This is a genomic window from Capnocytophaga endodontalis, from assembly GCF_002209445.1.
GTDB lineage: Bacteria > Bacteroidota > Bacteroidia > Flavobacteriales > Flavobacteriaceae > Capnocytophaga > Capnocytophaga periodontitidis.
On record NZ_CP022022.1, the window covers coordinates 1119974 to 1141594 of the forward strand.

The 21621-nt window shown below is 39.1% G+C and carries 21 protein-coding genes; 15 read left to right on the top strand and 6 right to left on the bottom strand.

Annotation, left to right across the window (positions count from 1 at the left end):
• Positions 1–28 precede the first annotated feature (28 nt).
• The 6 genes from CBG49_RS05275 to CBG49_RS05300 form a co-directional block, all read right to left on the bottom strand.
• A complete protein-coding gene (locus CBG49_RS05275) occupies positions 29–778 on the bottom strand; it encodes a hypothetical protein (protein ID WP_088593671.1) in 750 nt (249 codons plus the stop codon).
• Entirely contained in the window at positions 775–1257 is a 483-nt protein-coding gene (locus CBG49_RS05280; protein ID WP_088593672.1) for an SMI1/KNR4 family protein, read from the bottom strand. The genes CBG49_RS05275 and CBG49_RS05280 overlap by 4 nt, the downstream gene beginning before the upstream one ends.
• A 148-nt stretch (positions 1258–1405) precedes the next feature.
• The gene (locus tag CBG49_RS05285) at positions 1406–4114 is read right to left on the bottom strand and encodes a calcium-translocating P-type ATPase, PMCA-type (RefSeq protein WP_088593673.1); all 2709 of its coding nucleotides are present in this window, start codon (positions 4112–4114) and stop codon (positions 1406–1408) included.
• 59 nt (positions 4115–4173) lie between these two features.
• A complete protein-coding gene (locus CBG49_RS05290; RefSeq protein WP_088593674.1) occupies positions 4174–4548 on the bottom strand; it encodes a hypothetical protein in 375 nt (124 codons plus the stop codon).
• A 72-nt stretch (positions 4549–4620) separates the two neighbouring features.
• Positions 4621–4989: a DUF2752 domain-containing protein gene (locus CBG49_RS05295; RefSeq protein ID WP_088593675.1), complete on the bottom strand. Its 369-nt coding sequence runs from the start codon at positions 4987–4989 to the stop codon at positions 4621–4623.
• Between the two features lie 2 nt (positions 4990–4991).
• A complete protein-coding gene (locus CBG49_RS05300; protein ID WP_009413189.1) occupies positions 4992–5399 on the bottom strand; it encodes a hypothetical protein in 408 nt (135 codons plus the stop codon).
• A gap of 118 nt (positions 5400–5517) precedes the next feature.
• On the opposite strand from CBG49_RS05300, the gene lnt reads away from it, so the two are divergent.
• The 15 genes from lnt to CBG49_RS05390 all read left to right on the top strand — a co-directional run bounded on the left by lnt (position 5518) and on the right by CBG49_RS05390 (position 21596).
• A complete protein-coding gene (gene lnt, locus CBG49_RS05305) occupies positions 5518–7113 on the top strand; it encodes an apolipoprotein N-acyltransferase (protein ID WP_088593676.1) in 1596 nt (531 codons plus the stop codon).
• A gap of 235 nt (positions 7114–7348) precedes the next feature.
• Entirely contained in the window at positions 7349–8353 is a 1005-nt protein-coding gene (locus CBG49_RS05310) for a hypothetical protein (RefSeq protein ID WP_227002963.1), read from the top strand.
• Between the two features lie 34 nt (positions 8354–8387).
• Positions 8388–9776, top strand: a complete 1389-nt coding sequence (locus tag CBG49_RS05315) for an aromatic amino acid ammonia-lyase (protein WP_088593678.1) — start codon at positions 8388–8390, stop codon at positions 9774–9776.
• Between the two features lie 5 nt (positions 9777–9781).
• Positions 9782–10915 (top strand): lactonase family protein, encoded by a 1134-nt coding sequence (locus CBG49_RS05320; protein WP_088593679.1) that lies wholly within the window; start codon positions 9782–9784, stop codon positions 10913–10915.
• A gap of 434 nt (positions 10916–11349) precedes the next feature.
• The gene (locus CBG49_RS16045) at positions 11350–11742 is read left to right on the top strand and encodes a transposase (RefSeq protein WP_088593680.1); all 393 of its coding nucleotides are present in this window, start codon (positions 11350–11352) and stop codon (positions 11740–11742) included.
• 205 nt (positions 11743–11947) lie between these two features.
• Entirely contained in the window at positions 11948–13228 is a 1281-nt protein-coding gene (locus tag CBG49_RS05340; protein ID WP_088593682.1) for a WG repeat-containing protein, read from the top strand.
• Between the two features lie 374 nt (positions 13229–13602).
• The gene (locus CBG49_RS05350; RefSeq protein ID WP_227002964.1) at positions 13603–14034 is read left to right on the top strand and encodes a PBECR3 domain-containing polyvalent protein; all 432 of its coding nucleotides are present in this window, start codon (positions 13603–13605) and stop codon (positions 14032–14034) included.
• Between the two features lie 28 nt (positions 14035–14062).
• On the top strand, positions 14063–15730 hold the full coding sequence (locus CBG49_RS05355; RefSeq protein ID WP_088593684.1) for a formate--tetrahydrofolate ligase: 1668 nt from the start codon (positions 14063–14065) through the stop codon (positions 15728–15730).
• Between the two features lie 122 nt (positions 15731–15852).
• Positions 15853–16428, top strand: a complete 576-nt coding sequence (locus tag CBG49_RS05360; RefSeq protein ID WP_088593685.1) for a TerD family protein — start codon at positions 15853–15855, stop codon at positions 16426–16428.
• Positions 16429–16756: 328 nt separating this feature from the next.
• Positions 16757–17860, top strand: a complete 1104-nt coding sequence (locus CBG49_RS05365; RefSeq protein WP_088593686.1) for a toxic anion resistance protein — start codon at positions 16757–16759, stop codon at positions 17858–17860.
• Between the two features lie 3 nt (positions 17861–17863).
• Positions 17864–18820 carry a hypothetical protein gene (locus CBG49_RS05370; RefSeq protein WP_088593687.1) on the top strand — a complete coding sequence of 319 codons (957 nt, stop codon included), beginning with the start codon at positions 17864–17866 and terminating at the stop codon, positions 18818–18820.
• Positions 18821–18868: 48 nt separating this feature from the next.
• Positions 18869–19423: a TerD family protein gene (locus CBG49_RS05375; protein WP_088593688.1), complete on the top strand. Its 555-nt coding sequence runs from the start codon at positions 18869–18871 to the stop codon at positions 19421–19423.
• Positions 19424–19479: 56 nt separating this feature from the next.
• Complete coding sequence (locus tag CBG49_RS05380) at positions 19480–20139, top strand: TerD family protein (protein ID WP_088593689.1); 660 nt, start codon at positions 19480–19482, stop codon at positions 20137–20139.
• A 177-nt stretch (positions 20140–20316) separates the two neighbouring features.
• Positions 20317–20955 (top strand): vWA domain-containing protein, encoded by a 639-nt coding sequence (locus tag CBG49_RS05385; protein WP_088593690.1) that lies wholly within the window; start codon positions 20317–20319, stop codon positions 20953–20955.
• A gap of 2 nt (positions 20956–20957) precedes the next feature.
• Positions 20958–21596 (top strand): vWA domain-containing protein, encoded by a 639-nt coding sequence (locus CBG49_RS05390; protein WP_034555552.1) that lies wholly within the window; start codon positions 20958–20960, stop codon positions 21594–21596.
• The last annotated feature ends 25 nt before the right edge of the window (positions 21597–21621 follow it).

A 21621-nucleotide genomic window follows, 5' to 3' on the forward strand; every position in this document is an offset into this window, starting at 1 on the left:
TAGTAATAATTTGTCAATTAACCAATTATCAATAGTCAATTGATATTCTGATATTCAAGCATTTTGCTTCACTGAGGTTGGGAAAATTCACAACTACCATAAGTGTATCGTTAGTATTAGTGTAGTGTGTTTGCAAAATTTGCCTGATAATCGTTTCACTTTCAGGTTCAAAACTCGATTTTACAATAGCCACTTCTTTTGGGAAAATCACTGCGGTTGCCTCTTTGCATAAATTGTAGTCGGAGGAGGGGCAATCTTCTTCTAAAAAAGGTTTTTTGCAATGCAATAGCTGAGTGTATTTATCTATCAGTAACCGTTTGTTGAATACCTCTTTTTCTATAAAACTATCGTTTTTGTATTGATATATCACATCAGTTTCATAGTCTATTTTGCTAAAGGACATTATCGGGTCTATGGCTATATTGGCATCAGAGAATAGGAATTTTGCAAAGGTAAAATCTTCAAAACTTACAAAATTTTGTGATGATGCGTATCTTTGGTAGGCAAAACCTTCTTCTTTGGGGTAATATACGATTTTTTCGTTTTTCAGCAATTCGTATAGTTCAGGGTCTTTGCGTGATAGAACTTTTAAAAATTCAGTAGCCGAAAAACGTTTGTTATGAGCGTAGTAATAATCGTAGTAGTAGCGGTAGAGTCTGCTTTCTTTTTCAGCGTAATAAACAGCTGTTTTCTGTTGGGCATATTTAACAAAAAGGAATCCTGCTCCCGCTAAAAGAAGCAAAATGATAGCAACAATAGTGATGACTTCTTTTCTCATAGTGTAGCCATTTCTTCGTTTAGCCAATCGGCAAAAGACAGTAATTCAGTGTCTTCTTCCCAGCATTCAAGAGGAATATCCGAATAAAATGTGCCAAAAGCATCGGGTTGGGTAGTGATAAATCCCGCTTGATGACCGACATTAGGGTAACACACTAATAAAACTTTTGGGAAGAGATATGCACCAGTTCCTTCAAATACTTCAGCTGAAAAGGCTTCCCATTGATTTGGAGGAAAAAACTGATAGGCAAAACCTAGTTCGTCTTCAAAAAGGGTGCAAGCTCCCAAGGTAATGAGGAAAGTTTTGAAAGTTTCGGGCAGCTTGATGTGGTGCTGAGCTTCAAAATCAGCTATTTCTTCAGGAGTAACAGTTGCTTGTTGGGTAAAACGATATTGTTCATTGCCAAAATGCATAAAAGCACCATTACTTTCTGTAAGGAGCTTTTGTAAGGTTGCTAAGTTTTTAGTGAAGTGTTCCATAGTTTTGAGGGTTCTTGTTCATTTTTATCATCAAAAAACTTCACAAAGATAATGCTATTATTTTAATTAGCAAACTTTGCAATACAAAAAAGCACAATAACTAAAATGATTAGCTATTGTGTTTTTCTTATTTTTTACTTCTTACCTCTTATCTCTTACCTAAGCGAAGGATTTCTCCTACCCAAAGTACTACACTGGTAGCACCAATGATAATTGCCCAGTCTACCAATTTGAGAGGCGTTACATTGAACATCTGTCCACCAAAAGTAGTGATGAACACCTGTCCTAATACAATGGCTAAGGCGATGAGCATAAATCCTTGACTCTTACCGAGGTTGTTGAATGCGCTCTTACCAGTACGGTAAGCTTTGGCATTGAACATATTCCAGAATTGCAAGAATACAAATATGGAGAAGAACAAGGAAAGTTCATAAGCTGATAAATTGCCTTCGGGAGCTCCAAAATGGAAGAAATGACTGAAATAATCAGTAATTGAGAAGTCGGTGAGACTCTCTATATTTTCATTCTTAAAGTACTGAATAAAACCAAAGAGCAACAATACAAAGAATCCTCCTACCCCAAAGATGCCTTTTGCCATCGGAGAGCTGATGATATTAGCGCCACGCGCACGAGGTTTGTCGTTCATCACGCGGTTGCTCGGTGGCAATGATGCCAACGCCAAAGCAGCAAAGGTATCCATTATAAGGTTCACCCAAAGCATTTGGGTTACAGTAAGCGGTGATTCTACCCCTAAGAAAGCCCCAATAAGTACGATGATACACGCCGCTACGTTGATAGTCATCTGGAAGAGGATAAAACGCTGAATGTTCAAATAGAGCGAGCGTCCCCACATTACGGCTTTACCAATACTGCTGAATGAGTTGTCCAAAATGGTGATATCTGAGGCTTCTTTAGCTACTGAGGTTCCATCACCCATTGAAAGACCTACTTGTGCGGCTTTGAGGGCTGGAGCATCGTTAGTACCATCTCCTGTTACGGCTACTACTTCACCTTTTTGTTGGAGTAAGTTTACTAAGCGTGCTTTGTCAAGCGGACGTGCACGCGAAATCACACGTAGGTCGCCTATGCGGTCTAAAAGTTCGGTATCGCTCATTGCAGCAAACTCTACACCAGTAATTTGGTTGCGATCGGTGCAAGTATCGTCCCACAAACGTATTTGGCGAGCGATTTCTCTTGCGGTACCAGGGGTATCTCCGGTTACAATCTTCACCTGAATGCCTGCGTGCATACACTCTTCAATAGAAGCAGGTACATCAGGGCGTACGGGGTCAGAAATAGCAGTGATACCTATAAAGTGCAAGCCGTTTACTACGAGCTTTCCGTTTTCTGAGATAATCGCTTTAGGGTCGTCAATCACTTTATACCCAAAACCGATAGTACGCATCGCTTGGTTTTGGTATTGCAAAAGTTTAGCCTCAAAATCGGCTTGTGAAATATCTGAAAGGAATTTACCGCCTTCGTGGCAGAAAGTCATTACTATTTCAGGAGCTCCTTTTACGTACAACATGGGCTTGCCAAGTGTAGGCGATTGTACCAAAGTAGCCATATACTTGCGTTCGGTAGAGAAGGTGAGTTGTTGTAATACTTCGCTCTCTTCGCGTATTGGCAAGTAGTTAATGCCTTTGCCATAGAGCCACAAGAGGAGGGCTCCTTCGGTAGGGTTACCCAATACGCTGGGTTTATCTTTATCGGTGAAATCAAGATAAGCGGTAGAGTTTACCGCCATAGATTCGGCTATGAGTTTCTCATCAATACCCGCGTTGAAAAAAGTTTCGTAGATGGTCATTTGGTTTTGGGTGAGCGTACCCGTTTTGTCAGTACAAATCACGGTAGTAGCTCCCATCGTTTCACAAGCGTGCATCTTGCGCACGAGATTATTAGTAGCCATCATACTGCGCATACTATATGCCAAACTGAGGGTAACACTCATTGGCAAGCCTTCGGGCACGGCAACTACTACTACGGTAATGGCAATCATCACGGTGTTGAGTAGGTAACCTCCAAACGATACCCAGTCGATTGTGTCTAAACTATGGTCAGCACTGGTGAAATACACGATAAGGCGACCTACAATCACCAAAGCAGCAATGGCATAACTGATTTTGGTAATCATTCCTGCCAAATGGTCTAATTGCTCGTTGAGCGGGGTTTTTACGCTATTGTCTATTTGTACACCTTCAAACACTTTGCCGTATTCGGTAGCATCACCCACTTTTTTCACCTCAAAAATACAATGTCCATCGGATACTGAAGTCCCGCGACAGATGTAGTTAGAGGGGTAAGTAGCTTCGGCTTCAAAATCGGCAGGGTTAGTAGTTTTGTGTACCATAGGCTCTCCAGTGAGCGTCGATTCGTTCACGTGCAACGATACTGCTTCAAGGAGTTCTCCATCGGCAGGTATCTCTTCCCCTGTTTCTAAGATAACCACATCACCTACTACGATATCTTTTTTGAGCACTTGGGTAATACGCTCATTGCGAATAACTTTATAGTAGATATCGTCGTTTACTTGATTGAGGATTTCAAATTGTTTATTGGCTTTCTGTTCAAAATAGAAAGCCACTCCAGTAGCCAAAAGTACGGCAAAGAGGATACCTACAGGCTCTAAAAAGGCGTGGATACCCGTATTGTGTACTGTAAATTCATAGGTAGATACCCCAAATGAGAAGACGAGGGCTACCAGCAGAATAATGATAATAGGGTCAGTAAATTTCTCTAAGAATTGCTTCCAAAGAGGTTCACCCTCTACTGATGAGAGTGAGTTTTCGCCGTGTTTGGCACGACTTTCAAGAACTTGCGCATCGGTAAGTCCTTTGTAATGGTGTTTTTCTGCCATAGTTATTTAAAATGATTAAAGTGCAAAGATAGATATAATTAGCGAATTTGAGACATTAGTTAATCATCATCGCCCCAGCTGTGATGGTGACCACCACTCGAACCACCTGAGTGTATTTCGGAAGCGTGTGCCTCGTTATAATCGATAAACTTTTTAATTGAGATGCCTGTGCCAGCCATAGAAAGTGATAGCGCTGCAATGAGTAAGGCTTTACCTATACCATATATAGCTGCAAAGTACAAACCAATGGCTGCCAACAGAATTACTACGGCACCTCCTATAAAAGCAATTTCACCAATTATAGGAATAAAAGAAGCGATAAGTACAAAAATTGCCAAAACGAGGGTAATCACTCCTAAGAGGTTGATGATGGTTTTTTTTACACTTTGAGGGCGCTGAGCTTCAAAAGTGTTGTTTTTTTGATATGTATTCATTCTAATAATAATTTTGGCGACAAAAATAAGAATAATTTGTTAATTAGCAAATTATACAATTCATCGCCAATACTATAAAAATCCTAAAACTACTACAAAAATAGAAAATACTAATACTACACCATCTAAAAAAATAATACTTTTCAGCTGATGAGGCTTGCGATATACAATTAAACTGTGAAGAATGCGAGTGACGAAAATTAATGCAAAAGCTGTAAAGTAATAATAGGAAGCAGGGTTGAGAGGGGAGTGAAAATCTAAGGAGAGAAATTGTGAAAAATCACGTGTAAGCCCACAAGTAGGGCACTCAAAACCGTAATGAGATTTGTAATAGCATTGTATTTTGGCAGGAAAATATTTTAGATATAGTATTCCCCAAAAAAATAATGCTATTAATATACTATTTACTAATAGGTACTTATGTGAATTAGTGAGTTTCAATGTTAATCGTCGTCGTAATCTCTGTTATAAGAAGAATCAGTATCTAAGCTGTCGTTTTGTATTCTTTGAGAATTTTCGATAATAGCATCTCCCATAGCTTTAAGTGTAAAAAGTTGTACACCAGAGATGATAGTTCCTACTAAGGAAATTACTAAAGCTGCTATGAGCATATCTTTGTTTACTTGATTTTTATAGGCTAAATAAAGCCCTATGCACGAAATAATAAGACTAATAACCCCAATGAAAAAAGCGAAAGCTCCAAAACAAGGGATGAAAGCGATAGCAACGGTAAGAATTGCTAACACTAATCCTATTATACTTAAGGTGGTTACCATCGGATTGTCGTTGCTGTAGTGTTGCTGCTGCTGAGGTTGGAAATAGTTCTGAAAATTGTTTTGTGAATTGTCCATTTTTATTTATTTTTTATAACAGTCCGCAAAATAAGTAAGAAAAAGTAATATACGAAAATTTTTTTGTGTATTTTTTAAAATAGTTGTATCTTCGCCTCGTTATTCGTTATTCATCATTATGAAGAAAAACATACTCCTTGCCCTACTTTCAGGGGCTTTACTCGCAAGTGCGTGGGTAACCTATGGAATTACTATCTTGATATTCATTGGCTTTGTTCCTTTACTGCTGATGGAAGCGCGCATCCGTCGCAACTATCGCCATACCAAACGCAAAGTGTTTGCGCTCTCTTATTTAGCATTCCTCACTTGGAATATTCCTACTACTTGGTGGATATGGTATTCTACCCAAATAGGGGCAATTTTCGCTATTTTAGCAAATACGCTACTAATGACCCTTACTTTCTTCCTCTATCATATTGTTGCCAAACGAATGAACCGCAAGGTATCGCTCATCTTCTTAGTTGTAATATGGCTTTCGTTTGAGAAATTCCACCTCACGTGGGAAGTTTCTTGGCCTTGGCTGAATTTAGGTAACGTTTTCTCCGAACAAATTACGTGGATACAATGGTACGAATATACGGGTACTTTTGGGGGCTCTTTATGGGTGTGGATTGTGAATATCATCTTATTTTTGGCTGTCGAAAACTATCTTACGACTAAAAACCGCAAAGTTCTTGCTCAAAAAGTGGGCTTGGCAATGCTCTTTTTTGCTGTGCCTATAGTGATTTCGTATTTTCAATACCTCAATTATAGTGAAACAGGCAAGAAAACAGTTGATGTGATAGTCTTGCAACCTAATATCGACCCTTATGCCGAGAAATATGCACTTTCTAATCAAGAAGTAAGCAATCTGTTGTTGCAACTCACCGCTGATAAATTAGATGATAAAGTAAATTTCGTCCTTACCCCCGAAACGGTCTTTGCTGAGAATATCAAACTGAACGAATTATCATATACCCCAGAGATAGATAGGTTGCGCACTTCTGTAGCGCGCTATCCTAAACTCAATTGGGTAGGAGGCACTGCAATGATTGAGTTTGTGAGAGATGAAGCACATACTACTTCTCAAAGCAACTACCTCTCTAATTATGGTATTTGGTACAACGATTACAATTCGGCTTTCTTGCTCAATCGCAATCCCAAAATGCCACTCTATCACAAGAGTAAATTGGTAGTAGCTGTCGAGAATTTTCCGTATCAAAATATACTAAAACCTATATTGGGCGAAACGCTCATCAATCTTGGCGGTACGGTAGCGCTGAAAACTACCCAACCTGAGCGCACAGCTTTCGCAGGGGTAGACACCGAGGGCAAGGCAGCACCTATCATCTGTTACGAAACGATTTACGGTGAGTTTGTGACGGGCTATATCAAGAAAGGGGCTAACTTTTTGGCTATCCTTACTAACGATGCGTGGTGGCGTAACACACAAGGGCACAAGCAACTCCTCAGCTACACCCGTTTGCGCGCCATTGAAACCCGCCGGAGTGTAGCCCGCAGTGCTAACACGGGGATTTCGGCATTTATCAACGGTAGGGGAGAGGTGCTCAAAACACTTCCTTATGGTACTCAAGGCAGTTTGAAAGGTACTATTGCTCTAAACGATGAAGTAACTTTCTATGTGCAAATGGGTGATTACATCGCCCGAATTGCGTATTTTTTGGCGTTTTTTGTGTTTTTGTATGCAGTATTAAGGAAACGTGAAACCATCTAAAAACTAACGACAAATGAAGAAACCTAATATATTTTTAGCGATTTTAACGGGCATCGGCTTTATAGTGCTTTCTATTATTTGCGGGTTAGGGTCTTCCTTATCCTTAAGAATTATTGATGTACTTCTGTTATTTACACCTATAATTTTTGTTTTAGGGCTGCTTTGTTATTATAGTTTCTATTATAAGTCTGTCAAAAAAATATTTTGGGTAAGTGTTTGTCTTACAGTATTAACAATGCTTTATACTTATCACAAAGACGAAATAGAAGAATCTTATACAGTATGGCAATCACAGCAGTTCCTTCCTAAAAATCTCAAAAACTACCCTGAACTTTCATCAAAAGAGCTTACACAAGGTAAAAAGACAATTACTCCGCTTTATGAAAGAGGAGGGTATTCGCTTAAGAAAAAGTTCTTCAACGATCAATATCAGTTAGTAACACTTTATAATAAATCAAATACTTCGTTTTATTTTTTTAAATTTGATACTTCAGGAAAAATAATTGACAGTTTGCCTCTCAATACAGCCGAGAAACAGAAACGAGAGTTTCATATCAAAGACAAGTATATCATTGATACTTATACACTTTCTTACAGTACTTGGGCTATAGATGGCAACCCCGAATTTCGTCCGATGAAAGCCATTGAGGGTACTGATTTTTGGAAAGAAAACGATGTGAGAACTTATATATCCAAAAACCATCTACCCACGCCTACTTGTTATAAAATAGGAGTTAGAAACATAGAATGGCGCCCCGATAATCAAAAGTACTATACTACTTTTAATTATGAGAGTATTGTAGTGTTTATTCAAGACGGGATGCCTCATTATATTTGTTCTACTAATTACATTTACTCTTTTCAAAATACTCTTTTTGATAGGACTTCTATATTCCCTCTTTTTATGAAATTGGGTGCTGACGATTTTTATTATAGTGACTTTCAAAGCACTTATACACGCCGTAAGATATTACCTCAGTATTTTTTGATAGAAGAAACTCTTGATAAAGGGGGAGAAGGAAAGCTATTTATGCAACTGCGTTTAAACAATGCTTCTATCTCCTTTAAAGTTGATACTTATACGTTGACATCTGAAGGTGTTGCTCTAAAAACCCCTACTTATTACCTTACCAAAGGCAATGAAGAACTCGAAAAGTTTGAAAAAGTAGATCTGTATAGCAACAAACTGCTACAATATCAATTGTTATCTATAAAAGGGCGACTATATATGGTAAAGTAGCTCGTTTTTAACCCCCTAACCCCTACCTCCTAATATGGAACACTATATTTCTAACGAAGTCCTTCTTTTAGAACAGCTTATTGCAATTGTAGAAGGCGATACACAACTAAAACTCTCGGAAGAGGCGGTGATTAATATCGAAACGTGCCACCGCTTCCTCAGCGATTATTGTAAAAAAGCCCCTGAAATTCTAAACCGACTTTCAGTGGGCTCTATATCATTGTTGCGCCACTATGCTTGTGGTATAGGCGAGCGTATCCCCAATGAGATTGTCAAACTGATGCTCTTTCTCAAAATACAATCGTTTTCCTATGGCTATAGTGGGGTGCGATTGGCTTTGGTGCAACGCCTCATCGACTTTTATAATCAAGAGGTCTTTCCGGTGGTGTATTCTAAAGATATCCCCGATGAACGCATTGCTCTGGCACACCTCGCTTTACCGCTCTTTGGTGAAGGCGAAGTGTGTATACACAACAAAATCTATTCAGCTCAAGAGCTGGAAGCTAAATACGGTTGGCAACCTCTATCCTTGGAAATGCGCGAAGCCGATGCCTTGCTCAACGGCACTCAGCTCACCACTGCTTATGGCATCTACAACCTTAGTAAATCGCTGAAAATCATCCAGTGGGCAGACTTTGTATCATCGGTTTCTACCCAAGCCTTTGGTGGTAACCTCTCGGCATTTTCGGAGGCTATGCAAGTAGTACGCCCCCATAAGGGACTTGTGGAAACGGCTCAGCACCTGCGCACCCTATTAAAAGATAGTACCCTCGCTGCACAACCGCAAGCCTTCTCATCTATGCCCGAAGCTTTTTGCTCTATTCCTCAAATACACGGAGCTGTTCGCGAGTCGATTGCAGCCATTCGCAAGGTGATTAAAACCGAGATGAACTCAGTTACCGATAACCCTATTCTCTTCCCTGAGACCCAAGAAATTATCTTTGGAGGCAACTCACATACCCTGCCCCTCACCTTGGCAATGGACTTTTTGGCGATTACCCTCACCAGCTTGGGCAATATCAGTGAACGGCGTGTGTTCTACTTGCTTTCAAATATCGGCAAAGAGATAGAAACTGAAATAGATTACCCTATTTTCCAGCGTATTATAGAAGGAATATTGAATGAAAATCGTCGTCTTTCCATTCCTGCGAGCATCGAAAGTCCGATTTTATTTGAAAAAACAATAGATATTAAAGGAATGGGAGGTAGTTCGGCTATCAAATGCGAACAAGTAGTAAAGAATATAGAAGAAATATTAGCCATTGAATTGATTTTAGCTACTTCGCAGTGGAAAAAGAAGCAATTTGACTACCATTCTGCTTTGTTTAAAGAATATCTCAGCTTTATAGCAGAAGAGGAAGTAACTACCCTCAAGAAACAAATAGAGCACACCATACAATTTTTTAATAGCACACAAAATTAAAACTTATGAAGAAATTACAAACGTTTTTGACTATAGTCTTTGCACTATTAACATTCATCACCTTTGCCCAAGATAATAACTTGATGATGTATATAGGCACTTATACCGAAGAGAGTAATTCTAAAGGGATCTACACCTATCATTTCAATCAGGAGAACGGTACTTTTGAACTGCTGAGCAGTGCCTCTGCTCGGAATCCTTCTTTTGTAACCTTATCGCCCGATGAAAAACGCCTATATGCCGTAAGCGAGTATAACGACGGGCGACAAGGAGCCTATTCTTTTGATGTGAGTGAAGATAAAGTACAGCTAAGCAATCCTATATTCCTGCCTACGGCTCCTAAAGAATCCTTGCCTCGAGCAGGAGCTGACCCCTGCCATATCGTAACCGACGGTAAATACGTCATCACAGCAAATTATACAGGGGGCGACATCAGTGTTTTCTCGCTGGATGCAGAAGGTAAATTAAAAGCAGAGACACAACATATTGCTTTTGTAGGAAAGACACCCAAGCGCGTAGCACATATCCACTGCATTATTCCTACTCCTGATAAAAAGTATATATTAGCAACTGATTTGGGCAACGACCGCGTGTATCGTTTTCGTTACAACAAGAAAGCACGTAAAAACGCTGAGGTACTGACCGCTCAGCGAGTAGCTTATGAGGTGAGTGACGGACAAGGCCCTCGCCATCTTACTTTTAGTAAAGACGGTCGTTTTGCCTATCTTATCAACGAATTAGGAGGTGAATGTGTGGTGCTCAGCTATCGCAAAGGCAAACTGAAAGAAGTACAGCGTATAATGGCTGATGAAGGTGGCGGGCGTGGTAGTGCCGATATACATATCAGCCCCGATGGGCGTTTTCTGTACACCTCTCACCGATTAAAGAAAGATGGTATTGCAATTTTTGCTATCGACCCTGAGAAAGGTACTTTAACCAAAATAGGCTACCAACTCACGGGTATTCACCCTCGCAATTTTGCTATTACTCCCAATGGAAAATACCTTTTAGTAGCTTGCCGAGATGATAATAAAATTCAGGTTTTTGAGCGTAATCAAGCAACTGGAGAACTGACTGAAACGCCAGAAGAGATTGAGATAGATAAACCTACTTGTATTGTGTTTGGAAAATCCAACTAAAAACACTACTTTTGTCGCACAAAATTAAACAAACCAAAAAAATGAAATCTTTAAAAGATAAAGTCAAAGACTTTATAATGTATTTATTTGATAGTGAAGCTGTTTAAACTTTTTCCTATAATAAAATAAAAGTTCCCGAAAATTAGTAATTTTGTGTTTGAAAAAAAAAGAACACCAAAATTCAGGAACTTTGTGCAAAAATACAATAAATAATTGGATTATTCCCTTTTTAAGTGTAGGAAAGTAAAGATGGTAGCTTTCAGCGAGTATGGTTGAATCTATTAAGCAAGAAGAAAAGAAAATTAGATATGTCTTGCGTTCAATTGGATGGTAGTCATACACGTTGTCGGCAAAAAGGAGAATCTACAGGCTATCAAGCAAGAAAAAAATCCGTAACCACAAATAGCATTTTTTTGTGTGATAATAAAGGGTAAATGATAGCAATGGGGAGTCCTAAAGCTGTAAATCACAATGACTTATATGAAATAGAAGAAGTACTAAAAGAAATCTTAGCTTTATTAGAAGAAGCAGGAATAGAACACAAAGATCTATTTCTCAATGCTGATGCAGGATTTGATAGCAAATCTCTTAGAGAGTTTTTAGAAAACAAAGAAATTATAGCAAACATTAAACCTAATCCCCGAAATGGAGAGCAACCAGATGTTTATTTTGATGAAGAATTGTACAAAAATAGGTTTAAAATTGGACAAGCAAATGGTTGGCTTGACGGATATAAAGGTTTGATAATGAGATACGAGTATCTTGATGTAACTTGGATTGGAATGCTTTTATTAGGGTTTATCTCCAAGTTCCTCAAAAAAGTTTAAACACGTTTATTGATAAAATAGGGAGAGAGGTTATTCCTACAAGATATTTTGATGCAAAAAGTTTCTCAGGAGGAGTAGCTTTAGTTCGCCCCACTAAACTTGATAGATGGTTTGAAATAAACAAGAAAGGTGAGTGTGCAGAGTTTTGTGATGAAGCCCCAGCAGGACACCCCATAGCCAAATAATTTTTAAAAATATTACAAACATGAAAAATATATTACTTTACACTCTATTACTAACTGCTACCCTAACCTATGCGCAAGGTCTGCTACCTGAAGAAAAGGTAAAAAAAGAGCCGTCTGCCCAGCCTGTGCAACAAACAAAGAAGTACGCTTGGAAAGATGAATATTATGAAGGATTAGCAATGGTAAAATTGGATAAAAAATATGGTTTTATAGATAAAACAGGTAAAGAAGTTATTCCTATAAAGTATGATTATGCTTGGGGTTTTTCAGAAGGATTAGCAAACGTTAGGCTAAATAACAAATGGGGTTATATAGATAAAACAGGTAAAGAAGTTATTCCTATAAAGTATGATTATGCAGATAGATTTTCAGAAGGATTAGCTTTAGTAATATTAGATAAAAAATATGGTTTTATAGATAAAACAGGTAAAGAAGTGACTCCTATAAAGTATGATAATGCATATAGTTTTTCAGAAGGTTTAGCTACTGTGAAATTTAATGGTAAATGGGATTTTATAGATAAAACAGGTAAAGAAGTGACTCCTATAAAGTATGATGATGCAAAAAGTTTTTCAGAAGGATTAGCAAGCGTGAGTTTGAATTATAGATATGGTTTTATAGATAAAACAGGTAAAGAAGTGATTCCTATAAAGTATGATTATGTTTGGGATTTTTCAGAAGGATTAGCAAACGTTAGGCTAAATAACAAATGGGGTTCTATAGATAAAACAGGTAAAGAAGCGATTCCTATAAAGTATGATGATGTATATAGTTTTTCAGAAGGATTAGCAAACGTTCTGCTAAATAACAAATGGGTTTTTATAGATAAAACAGGTAAAGAAGTGACTCCTATAAAGTATGATGATGCGAGTAGTTTTTCAGAAGGATTAGCAAGCGTGAGTTTGAATGGAAAATATGGTTTTATAGATAAAACAGGTAAAGAAGTGATTCCTATAAAGTATGATGATGTTTGGTATTTTTCAGAAGGATTAGCAGCCGTAAGTCTAAATAACAAATGGGGTTTTATAGATAAAACAGGTAAAGAAGTGATTCCTATAAAGTATGATGATGCTGAAAGTCCTTCAGAAGGATTAGCTAAAGTAAAATTGAATGATAAATATGGCTTTATAGATAAAACAGGCAAAGAAGTGATTCCTATAAAGTATGATTATGCAGAAGGATTTTCAGAAGAAGGATTAGCACAAGTAAAGCTAAATAACAAATGGTTCTATATAAACCAAAAAGGAGAATGTGTGAAAGACTGTAATAATGCCCCTGCCGACCACCCCATAGCCAAATAACTTTTAAAAAATGAAGCTGTTTAAACTTTTTCCTATAATAAAATAAAAGTTCCCGAAAATTAGTAATTTTGTGTTTGAAAAAAAAAGAACACCAAAATTCAGGAACTTTGTGCAAAAATACAATAAATAATTGGATTATTCCCTTTTTAAGTGTAGGAAAAAGAGGATTTAAAAGTAATTTTGATTTGGCTACAATATTTTTATTGATTGGATATAAAGTTTTGATAATGAGATACGAGTATCTTGATGTAACTTGGATTGGAATGCTTCTATTAGGTTTTATCTCCAAGTTCCTAAAAAAAGTTTAAACACGTTTAGTGTAAAACAAAACAAGATAATTTCTAAAGACTACCTTATTGCAGAACTTACACCAGATGCTATGGTGGTGTTACAATCAATATCTGACATATGGTAAAAATGAGAAGGCTCCACAGCAAGGGAAACCACTCACAGATACAGACATTTCTCTTATTGTAGATGTTTTGGATAAACCTGATAAACTTATTTCATTAGGACATATAGAAAAACATCAAGCTGAAACTTATTTATTTTTGAAAAAGAATGAAGATAATACGGTTGTAATTATTGAAGTATTTGGTAGTAAAAATAATAAATTACGGTTAAAAAGTATGTATAATAGTGTTAAATCAGAAGAGAAGATAATAGAAGATGAGTTAAAATCCTTACTCAACACGCCCGATAACGCTTCTAGGTTATTAGCCCAGCGAGTCTATGACTTTAACTCATCTTCGGGTACAAAAGTACAACATCTTTTGCAATTTACCAAAGAATTGTCAATAAAATAAAACCACTCCACAAAATTATCAATTGTTTATGACCGACTTAGAAATCGCCCAAAAGGCACAGATGCTCCCTATCAGAGAGGTAGCTAAAAAATTAAACATCAGTGAGGACGACCTCGACCCTTACGGGAAATACAAGGCTAAACTACCGTTGCACCTCATCGACGCTGAGAAGATGAAAAACAGTAAGTTGGTGCTCGTTACGGCTATTACCCCTACCCCTGCTGGTGAGGGCAAGACCACGGTGAGCATTGGTCTGACGGAAGGACTTAACAAAATAGGCAAAAAAGCAATTGCCGTACTGCGTGAACCGTCGTTAGGGCCTGTTTTTGGTATTAAAGGAGGGGCTGCTGGTGGAGGATACTCACAAGTGGTGCCTATGGAGGACATCAACTTGCACTTTACGGGCGACTTTTCGGCTATTGAGAAGGCTAACAACCTATTGGCGGCTGTCATTGATAATAATATCCAAAGTAAAACACACTCTATTGGCATCGACCCACGCACCGTAGTTTGGAAACGCGTAATGGATATGAACGACCGTGCACTACGCCATATAGTGGTAGGTTTAGGCGGTGCTACTCACGGAGTACCTCGCGAAGACGGTTTTAACATCACTCCTGCTTCTGAGATTATGGCAATACTATGTCTTGCCGAAAGTTTTTCTGACCTAAAAAGGCGCATTGGTAACATCTATGTAGGCAAAAAGTTTGACGGCACCCCCGTATTTGCCCGCGATTTAAACGTGGTAGGGGCAATGGCGTTACTGCTCAAAGAAGCTATCAAACCTAACCTCGTGCAAACGCTTGAAAACAATCCCGCTATCTTGCACGGCGGTCCGTTTGCCAGCATTGCACAAGGTACGAACACTGTATTGGCTACCAAAATGGGACTATCGTTGGGTGACTACGTGATTACCGAAGCAGGTTTTGGCGCTGACCTTGGGGCTGAGAAATTCCTCAATATCAAATGTACTTCAGCAGGATTAGCTCCCGATGCAGTGGTGATTGTAGCAACGATTCGCGCCTTGCGTCATCACGGAGGGGCTAAAAAAGAAGAGTACAACACTCCTTCCTTGCAAAAAGTGAAACTCGGTATTGCCAATTTGGAAAAACATATCGAGAATGTGCAACTTTTTGGTCTCAAAGCAGTAGTAGCGATTAACTATTTCCCTAACGATAGTGAGGAGGAAATCGCCTATGTAAAAGAAGTATGTGTTCAAAAAGGAGTACAAGCTATTGTGAGCAAAGGGTTTAGTGAAGGAGGTAAAGGTACTGAAGAGCTCGCCCACGCGGTGGTTACTATAGCCCAAAGTGGTGAGAGTCATTTTAGTCCGCTATACAGCAATGAAGCGAGTATAGAAGAAAAAATAACAGCAGTAGCTACTAAGATTTACGGAGCGAGCAAGGTGAATTACAATAGTAAAGCCGTAAGTCAGTTAAAGCAAATCAAAACATTAGGCTTTGATAAAATGCCTATTTGTATAGTCAAAACCCCTAAATCGCTCAGTGATGACGAGAAGAAACTCGCCCGTCCTACCGATTTTGAGGTAACCGTGCGAGAGTTTGAGTTTGCCTCAGGGGCGGGCTTTGTAATCCCAATCTTGGGCGATACGGTGCGTATGCCGGGACTCCCCAGTGTACCTGCCGCCGAAGGTATGGATATAGATGACGAGGGCATCATCACGGGACTCTCGTAATTCGCTAATTCTCAAATTTGCAAATTACCTAATTATTATTATCTTTGCACCGTATTAATTAATAAAATAACAAACTCTTCAATTGGCTAATCTGCTAATTGACTAATTAATAAATTATTTTTATGGCAATCAACTTACAAAAAGGACAACGTATAGACATTGGTCTACAAAATTTAACTATAGGATTAGGCTGGGACCCTAACGAGGGTACTGGCTACGATTTCGATTTAGATGCCTCTGCTTTTATGATAGATGCACAGTGCCTTATCCCTTCTGAATCTTTCTTTGTGTTCTATGGCAATACCGATTCTCCCGATGGTGCCCTCCACCACACAGGCGACGACCCTACAGGAGGGAACAGTGCCGATGGCGACGACGAGAGTATACAAGTAGACCTCGCTAAAGTAGATCCACGAGTAACCGAAATTCTTTTCGTGGTAACCATTCACGATGCACTCAACCGCAAACAAAACTACGGACAAGTGCGCAATTCGTACATCCGCATCGTCGATAACGCCAACGGTGAAGAGGTAGCTAAATACGAATTAGGCGAAGATTTTTCTATAGAAACGGCTGTAGAATTTGGTCGTCTCTATAAACACAATGGCAAATGGAAATTTGAAGCCTCAGGCATTGGCTACAAAGAAGATTTAGCATTTTTCCTTTCTAAATACTACAAAGGCGAAATCATTAAATAACTTAACAACACTTTGTAAAAGTCCTTAATATTTGTGTCGCTACACTTTGCCAAAGTTTTAATTGCTCGTCGTGCTACGACCTTTGGCAAAGTTCATTGTCTTGACAATCTAAACAATTCACCGTCAGGTGAAAATTCGTGAGATAATAAAAAAATAAAGACTTTTATGCACTCCCAATTTCGTGAAAATTCGTGTAATTCGTGGGAAATTAAAAATATTTTTTACTGATTGTTTAATAATTACTTACGCCGAACTCACGTTAATTAATAATTCATTTGTGAAATTCGTGCGAGTTTTTAATAACTCACATCAAAATATCTTAAACATTATGGAACAAACTTTAGAACTACAAGCACTCGATACAAACGCTCAAGTAATCGATAAGAACGGCAATGTAACCCTTCAAAACCTTACACCTGCCGATACCTCTAAGTACGAACTCATCGCTGCCAATATAGAGGAAACAAACCCTAACTCGGTAATCAACTTTGGTGCTGAGTTACAAAATACATTGGCTTCACAAAGTGATAGTTTTTTAAACAATGTACGCCGCTCTAATGCTGGTGAGGTAGGCGAGCTCATCAATAAATTGCTCATAGAACTCAACTATGTAGATGTAGATGAACTCGAAGGTAATAGCTTTAAAAAATTCTTGCGCAAAATACCGCTCTTGGGGCGTATGGTAACTACAGTAGATAATATTTTTGCCAAATACGACAAAATAGTGAACAACATCACCGATATTTCTAATAAGGTGAATGCAGGTATCATCAATTCTACTAAAGATAACGCGGTGTTGCAAACCATTTTTGGTAGCAATGTCGATGCCATTAAAAAGATTGAAGAGTACATCATTGCAGGTAGTTTGCGTTACGAGAAAACCAAACAAGAACTCGCTCTGATGGAAGCAAACCCCGATGCGTATCAAGATTATCAAATTTCCGATAAACGCGACTTCGCCAACCGCTTAGACCGCCGTTTAGCCGATTTGAAAGTCGTGCGTTTCATTATGTTGCAATCGTTACCTCAAATCCGATTGATACAGAACAACAACGTGTCTATAGCCGAAAAAGCACAAACCATCCTCACTACTACTTTGCCTGTTTGGAAAAACCAACTTACGCTGGCTGTAGCTTTACACCGTCAGCAACAACATATTGAGGTACAACAACGCGTATCGCAAACCACCGAAGAAATTTTGCGCAAAAACGCTCAGCGTCTCCAACAGAATACAGTGAATGTCGCTCGTGCTAATGAACAAACAATTGTGTCTATCGATACCTTGCGTGAAACTACCACTTCACTCATCAACACCCTCAACGAGGTAAAACAAATCCAACAACAAGGAGAGCAAAGTCGCCGCTTGTTGGACAACGAATTGCAAAACTTAGAAACAACCCTTAAAAACCAATTGCAAAACAGAAAGTCATAACACTTGGGAACAGAAACAAAAATACTGAATGATAGCAAACGGAGGTTGCAAAAACTTAAAATATTAGAGAATTTTTTCAAACAACCCGACTTGGTAGGTATAGTGGTACGTACCGAGATTATCCATTCATTTTTTGAAAAAAATGCCGAAGCCTTAGATGTGAACAAGTTGGAACTGTTCCACTTGCAGTATACCGATAGCCTTATCGAGCTACTCACCAAACTCAAAAAGCAAAAAGAAGCTGCCATCATCAATATTGATACTGAAATTACAGCCCATCAGGATTATATTGCTCAGCTGGCACGCCAAGGCAAAGCCGAAAACCGTTTTGAAACCGACCAGCGGTATCACGAGGCTGAGGTATCGGCGGTGTTTCAAGCCGCTTATAGTACCCTCACAGGTAGTTACAAGCCTTACAATCTCACGGCTATCCGCAGTTTCCCTAACCTCTATGCCGAGGAATATTTTCGCGACGACGATGATATCACACACCTATTAGTAGTGCCAGGAACGAAACTCTACACCTTGGAAGGGCTGAGTATCGAGCGCCTATTGCTCTCCCGTTTGGCGAGCAAAAACTTCAAAGTGCGTTTTAAGTGTGGTTTCAATGTAGATTTCCAACTCTTCGAGCTGTTTAGAATCCTCGGCTCCGATGATGAGTTTATTTGGAATCTGCAAACCAATGGCTTCTATTTGCTAAAAGATGCCTTCAAGCACCAACTGAATCGCGAAAAAAACGTGAGTAATGGTCATTCGTTAGTGGGGGAATTGGAACGCAAAATAAGAGACTTAGAAGAAAAACGCAAAGAGATACGTAACAGTTTCCCCGAGGATATAAAAGAACTTTTGGCAAAGTACCGTGAAACCATCGACAACAACAACCTTACTGATGAACAATTGAATATAGAGGAAGAAAAAAACATCCTCACCTCTATGCTTGATTTAAACCTAAACAAGTAACACCCCAATTAGCAAATTTGCTAATTGACTAATTAATAAATTAATTTTATGGCAATCAACTTACAAAAAGGACAAAGAGAGAGCATCAATGCTCCTAAATTTACTGTAGGTCTGGGTTGGGATACGAACAGCTCTACTACAGGTACTGATTTCGATTTAGACACCTCGGTATTTATCTTAGGCGAAAACAAAAAATTGTTGTCAGATAGCCACTTCGTGTTCTACAACAATCTCAAATCACCTAATGAAGCAGTAGTGCACACCGGCGACAACCGTACAGGAGCAGGCGAAGGCGACGACGAGCAAATCCTTGTCGACCTCTCTAAAATAGAACCTAATGCAGCCGAAATCTGCATCGTGGTAACTATTCACGAGGCTGCTCAACGCGGTCAAAACTTCGGGCAGGTACGCAATTCATTCATTCGCATTTTCGATTCGGTTACCAATCAAGAAATGCTAAAATACGAATTAGAAGAGGATTTCTCTATCGAAACAGCCGTAGAGTTCGGTCGTATCTACAAACGCAATGGCGAATGGAAGTTCGAAGCTGTAGGTATGGGTATGAAAGGCGGTTTGGAAGATTATCTCAACAAATACAATTAACTGAATTATAAACCTCTCAATTGGCAAATCTGCTAATTGATAAATAAATTAAATTTATGGCAATCAATCTACAAAAAGGTCAAAAAATCGACCTTCGCAAAGAATCTGGCGAAAAGCTACAAAACTTCTGTATTGGAGTGAACTGGGGCGCTATCGAAACTAAAGCTCTCTTTGGTTTGATGAAAAACAAACAAGATGTCGATTTAGACCTTAGTTGTATCCTCATCGACGACAATAACAATGTGTGCGACCACCTCTATTCTCCTTTGTATAACCCTCAAATCTTACAACAATTTGGGATTCCTAAAGGAAAATTAGATTCCAATGACGGCGCTCTTCACCACACTGGTGACGATTTGCAAGGCGATAAAGGAGGTGACGATGGTCTTGATAACGAAATTATCACTGTAAACTTAGATCGTGTAGCTCCTAATGTATCTAAAATTTTCTTCTTCCTCAACAACGTAGGTAAAGAAGACTTTTCACAAATCCCTTATGCTAAAATTCGTATGTTCGAAGGAACACCACAGCGTGTAAACTCTGTATTTGCCTCTTACAACGTAGCTGCCGAACCTGCTTACGCTGGTAAACGCGCTCTTATTTTGGCGAAACTCTACAAGAGAAATGGCGAATGGAAATTTGATGCTATCGGTGATCCTGTCGACGATTCTTTCCTTGGTCAAACCATTCACCGTATTGTTCAAAGCTATTTATAATCTAATCTAAAAGCTTTTGTATCATAAACTTTGTCAAAGTCCCAAAACTTTGACAAAGTCTATGAATCTGATTATCAATAGCTTTTGAAGTATGCTATGTAGGGGCGTTTTGCAAACGCCCATTGCAAACGCTCGTACAAAAATCTTTTTGAACAATCTCTTAAAATATGTAATACAATGAGACGACTTCCCGTATACCTCCTCTTAGATACTTCCGGATCAATGACCGGCGAACCTATAGAGGCAGTGAAAAATGGCGTGCAGATGATGGTGCACTCACTGCGCCAAAACCCTCAGGCTATCGAAACCGCTTTTGTGAGCATCATCACTTTCGATTCCGATGCTAAACAACTTATCCCTCTTACCGATTTAGCTTCTTTCCAAACGGTAGACCTTAAAGCTGCTGGCACAACAGCTCTCGGTGCAGCTCTAAGCCTCCTCGCCGATAAATTGGAAAATGAAGTTACCAAAACAACTCTCGAACAAAAAGGCGACTGGAAACCTATCGTTTTTATTATGACCGATGGTGTCCCTACCGACGATTGGCAAACGGGATTCCAAAAACTCAAAGCCGTAAAAAAAGGATTGATAGTGGGATGTGCCGCTGGTAATAACGCCGACGATAAAGTGCTCAAGGAAATAGCCGACCAAGTAGTACGCCTTAGCAATACCGATGCCGATAGCATTGGCAAATTTTTCCAATGGGTATCTGCCTCTATTGCCACTACCTCTACCAAAGTAGAAGAAACAGGTATCGACCTTACCAAAAAAGACCAACTCCCTCCTCCACCAAGTGAATTAGTAATTGTTTCCTAACGATGAACAGACGACTCTTAGCTTATTTTCTTTTAGACACTTCAGGCTCAATGAGCGGTGAACCTATCCAAGCCCTCAACAACGGCTTCTATGGGCTCATCAATATGCTACGCAACGACCCTCAAGCAATGGATTCCCTCTATTTGAGTGTCATTACTTTCGACCGTGAAGTGCGCAATATCATCCCGCTGATAGATTTAGCTTCTTTTCAGCCTATCGAAATCAAATGTCCCGAAAGTGGACCCACTCACACAGGTGAAGCTCTTGAAATGGTGTGTGATTTGGTAAAAACTGAACTCATCAGAGGTTCAGCGCAGCAAAAAGGCGACTGGAAACCGCTTTTATTTATCTTTACCGATGGCAAACCTTCCGATATACAGAAGTATCGTGAATATATTCCTAAAGTAAAAGCCTTAGATTTTGGTGTGATTGTAGGTTGTGCCGCAGGACCAAAAGCCGAAGTGTCCTACCTCCAAGAACTCACCCCCGATGTGGTAAAACTCGATACCACCGATGCCAATATGCTCACTACCTTTTTCAAATGGGTAAGTTCATCTATAGAAATGGGCGGCAAATCACAAGGCACCGGTGAATCTATGACTCTCCCACCTCCACCCCGTGAACTCAATTTGGTAGTATAGAAAGGATTATGATTAAGTAAATAAT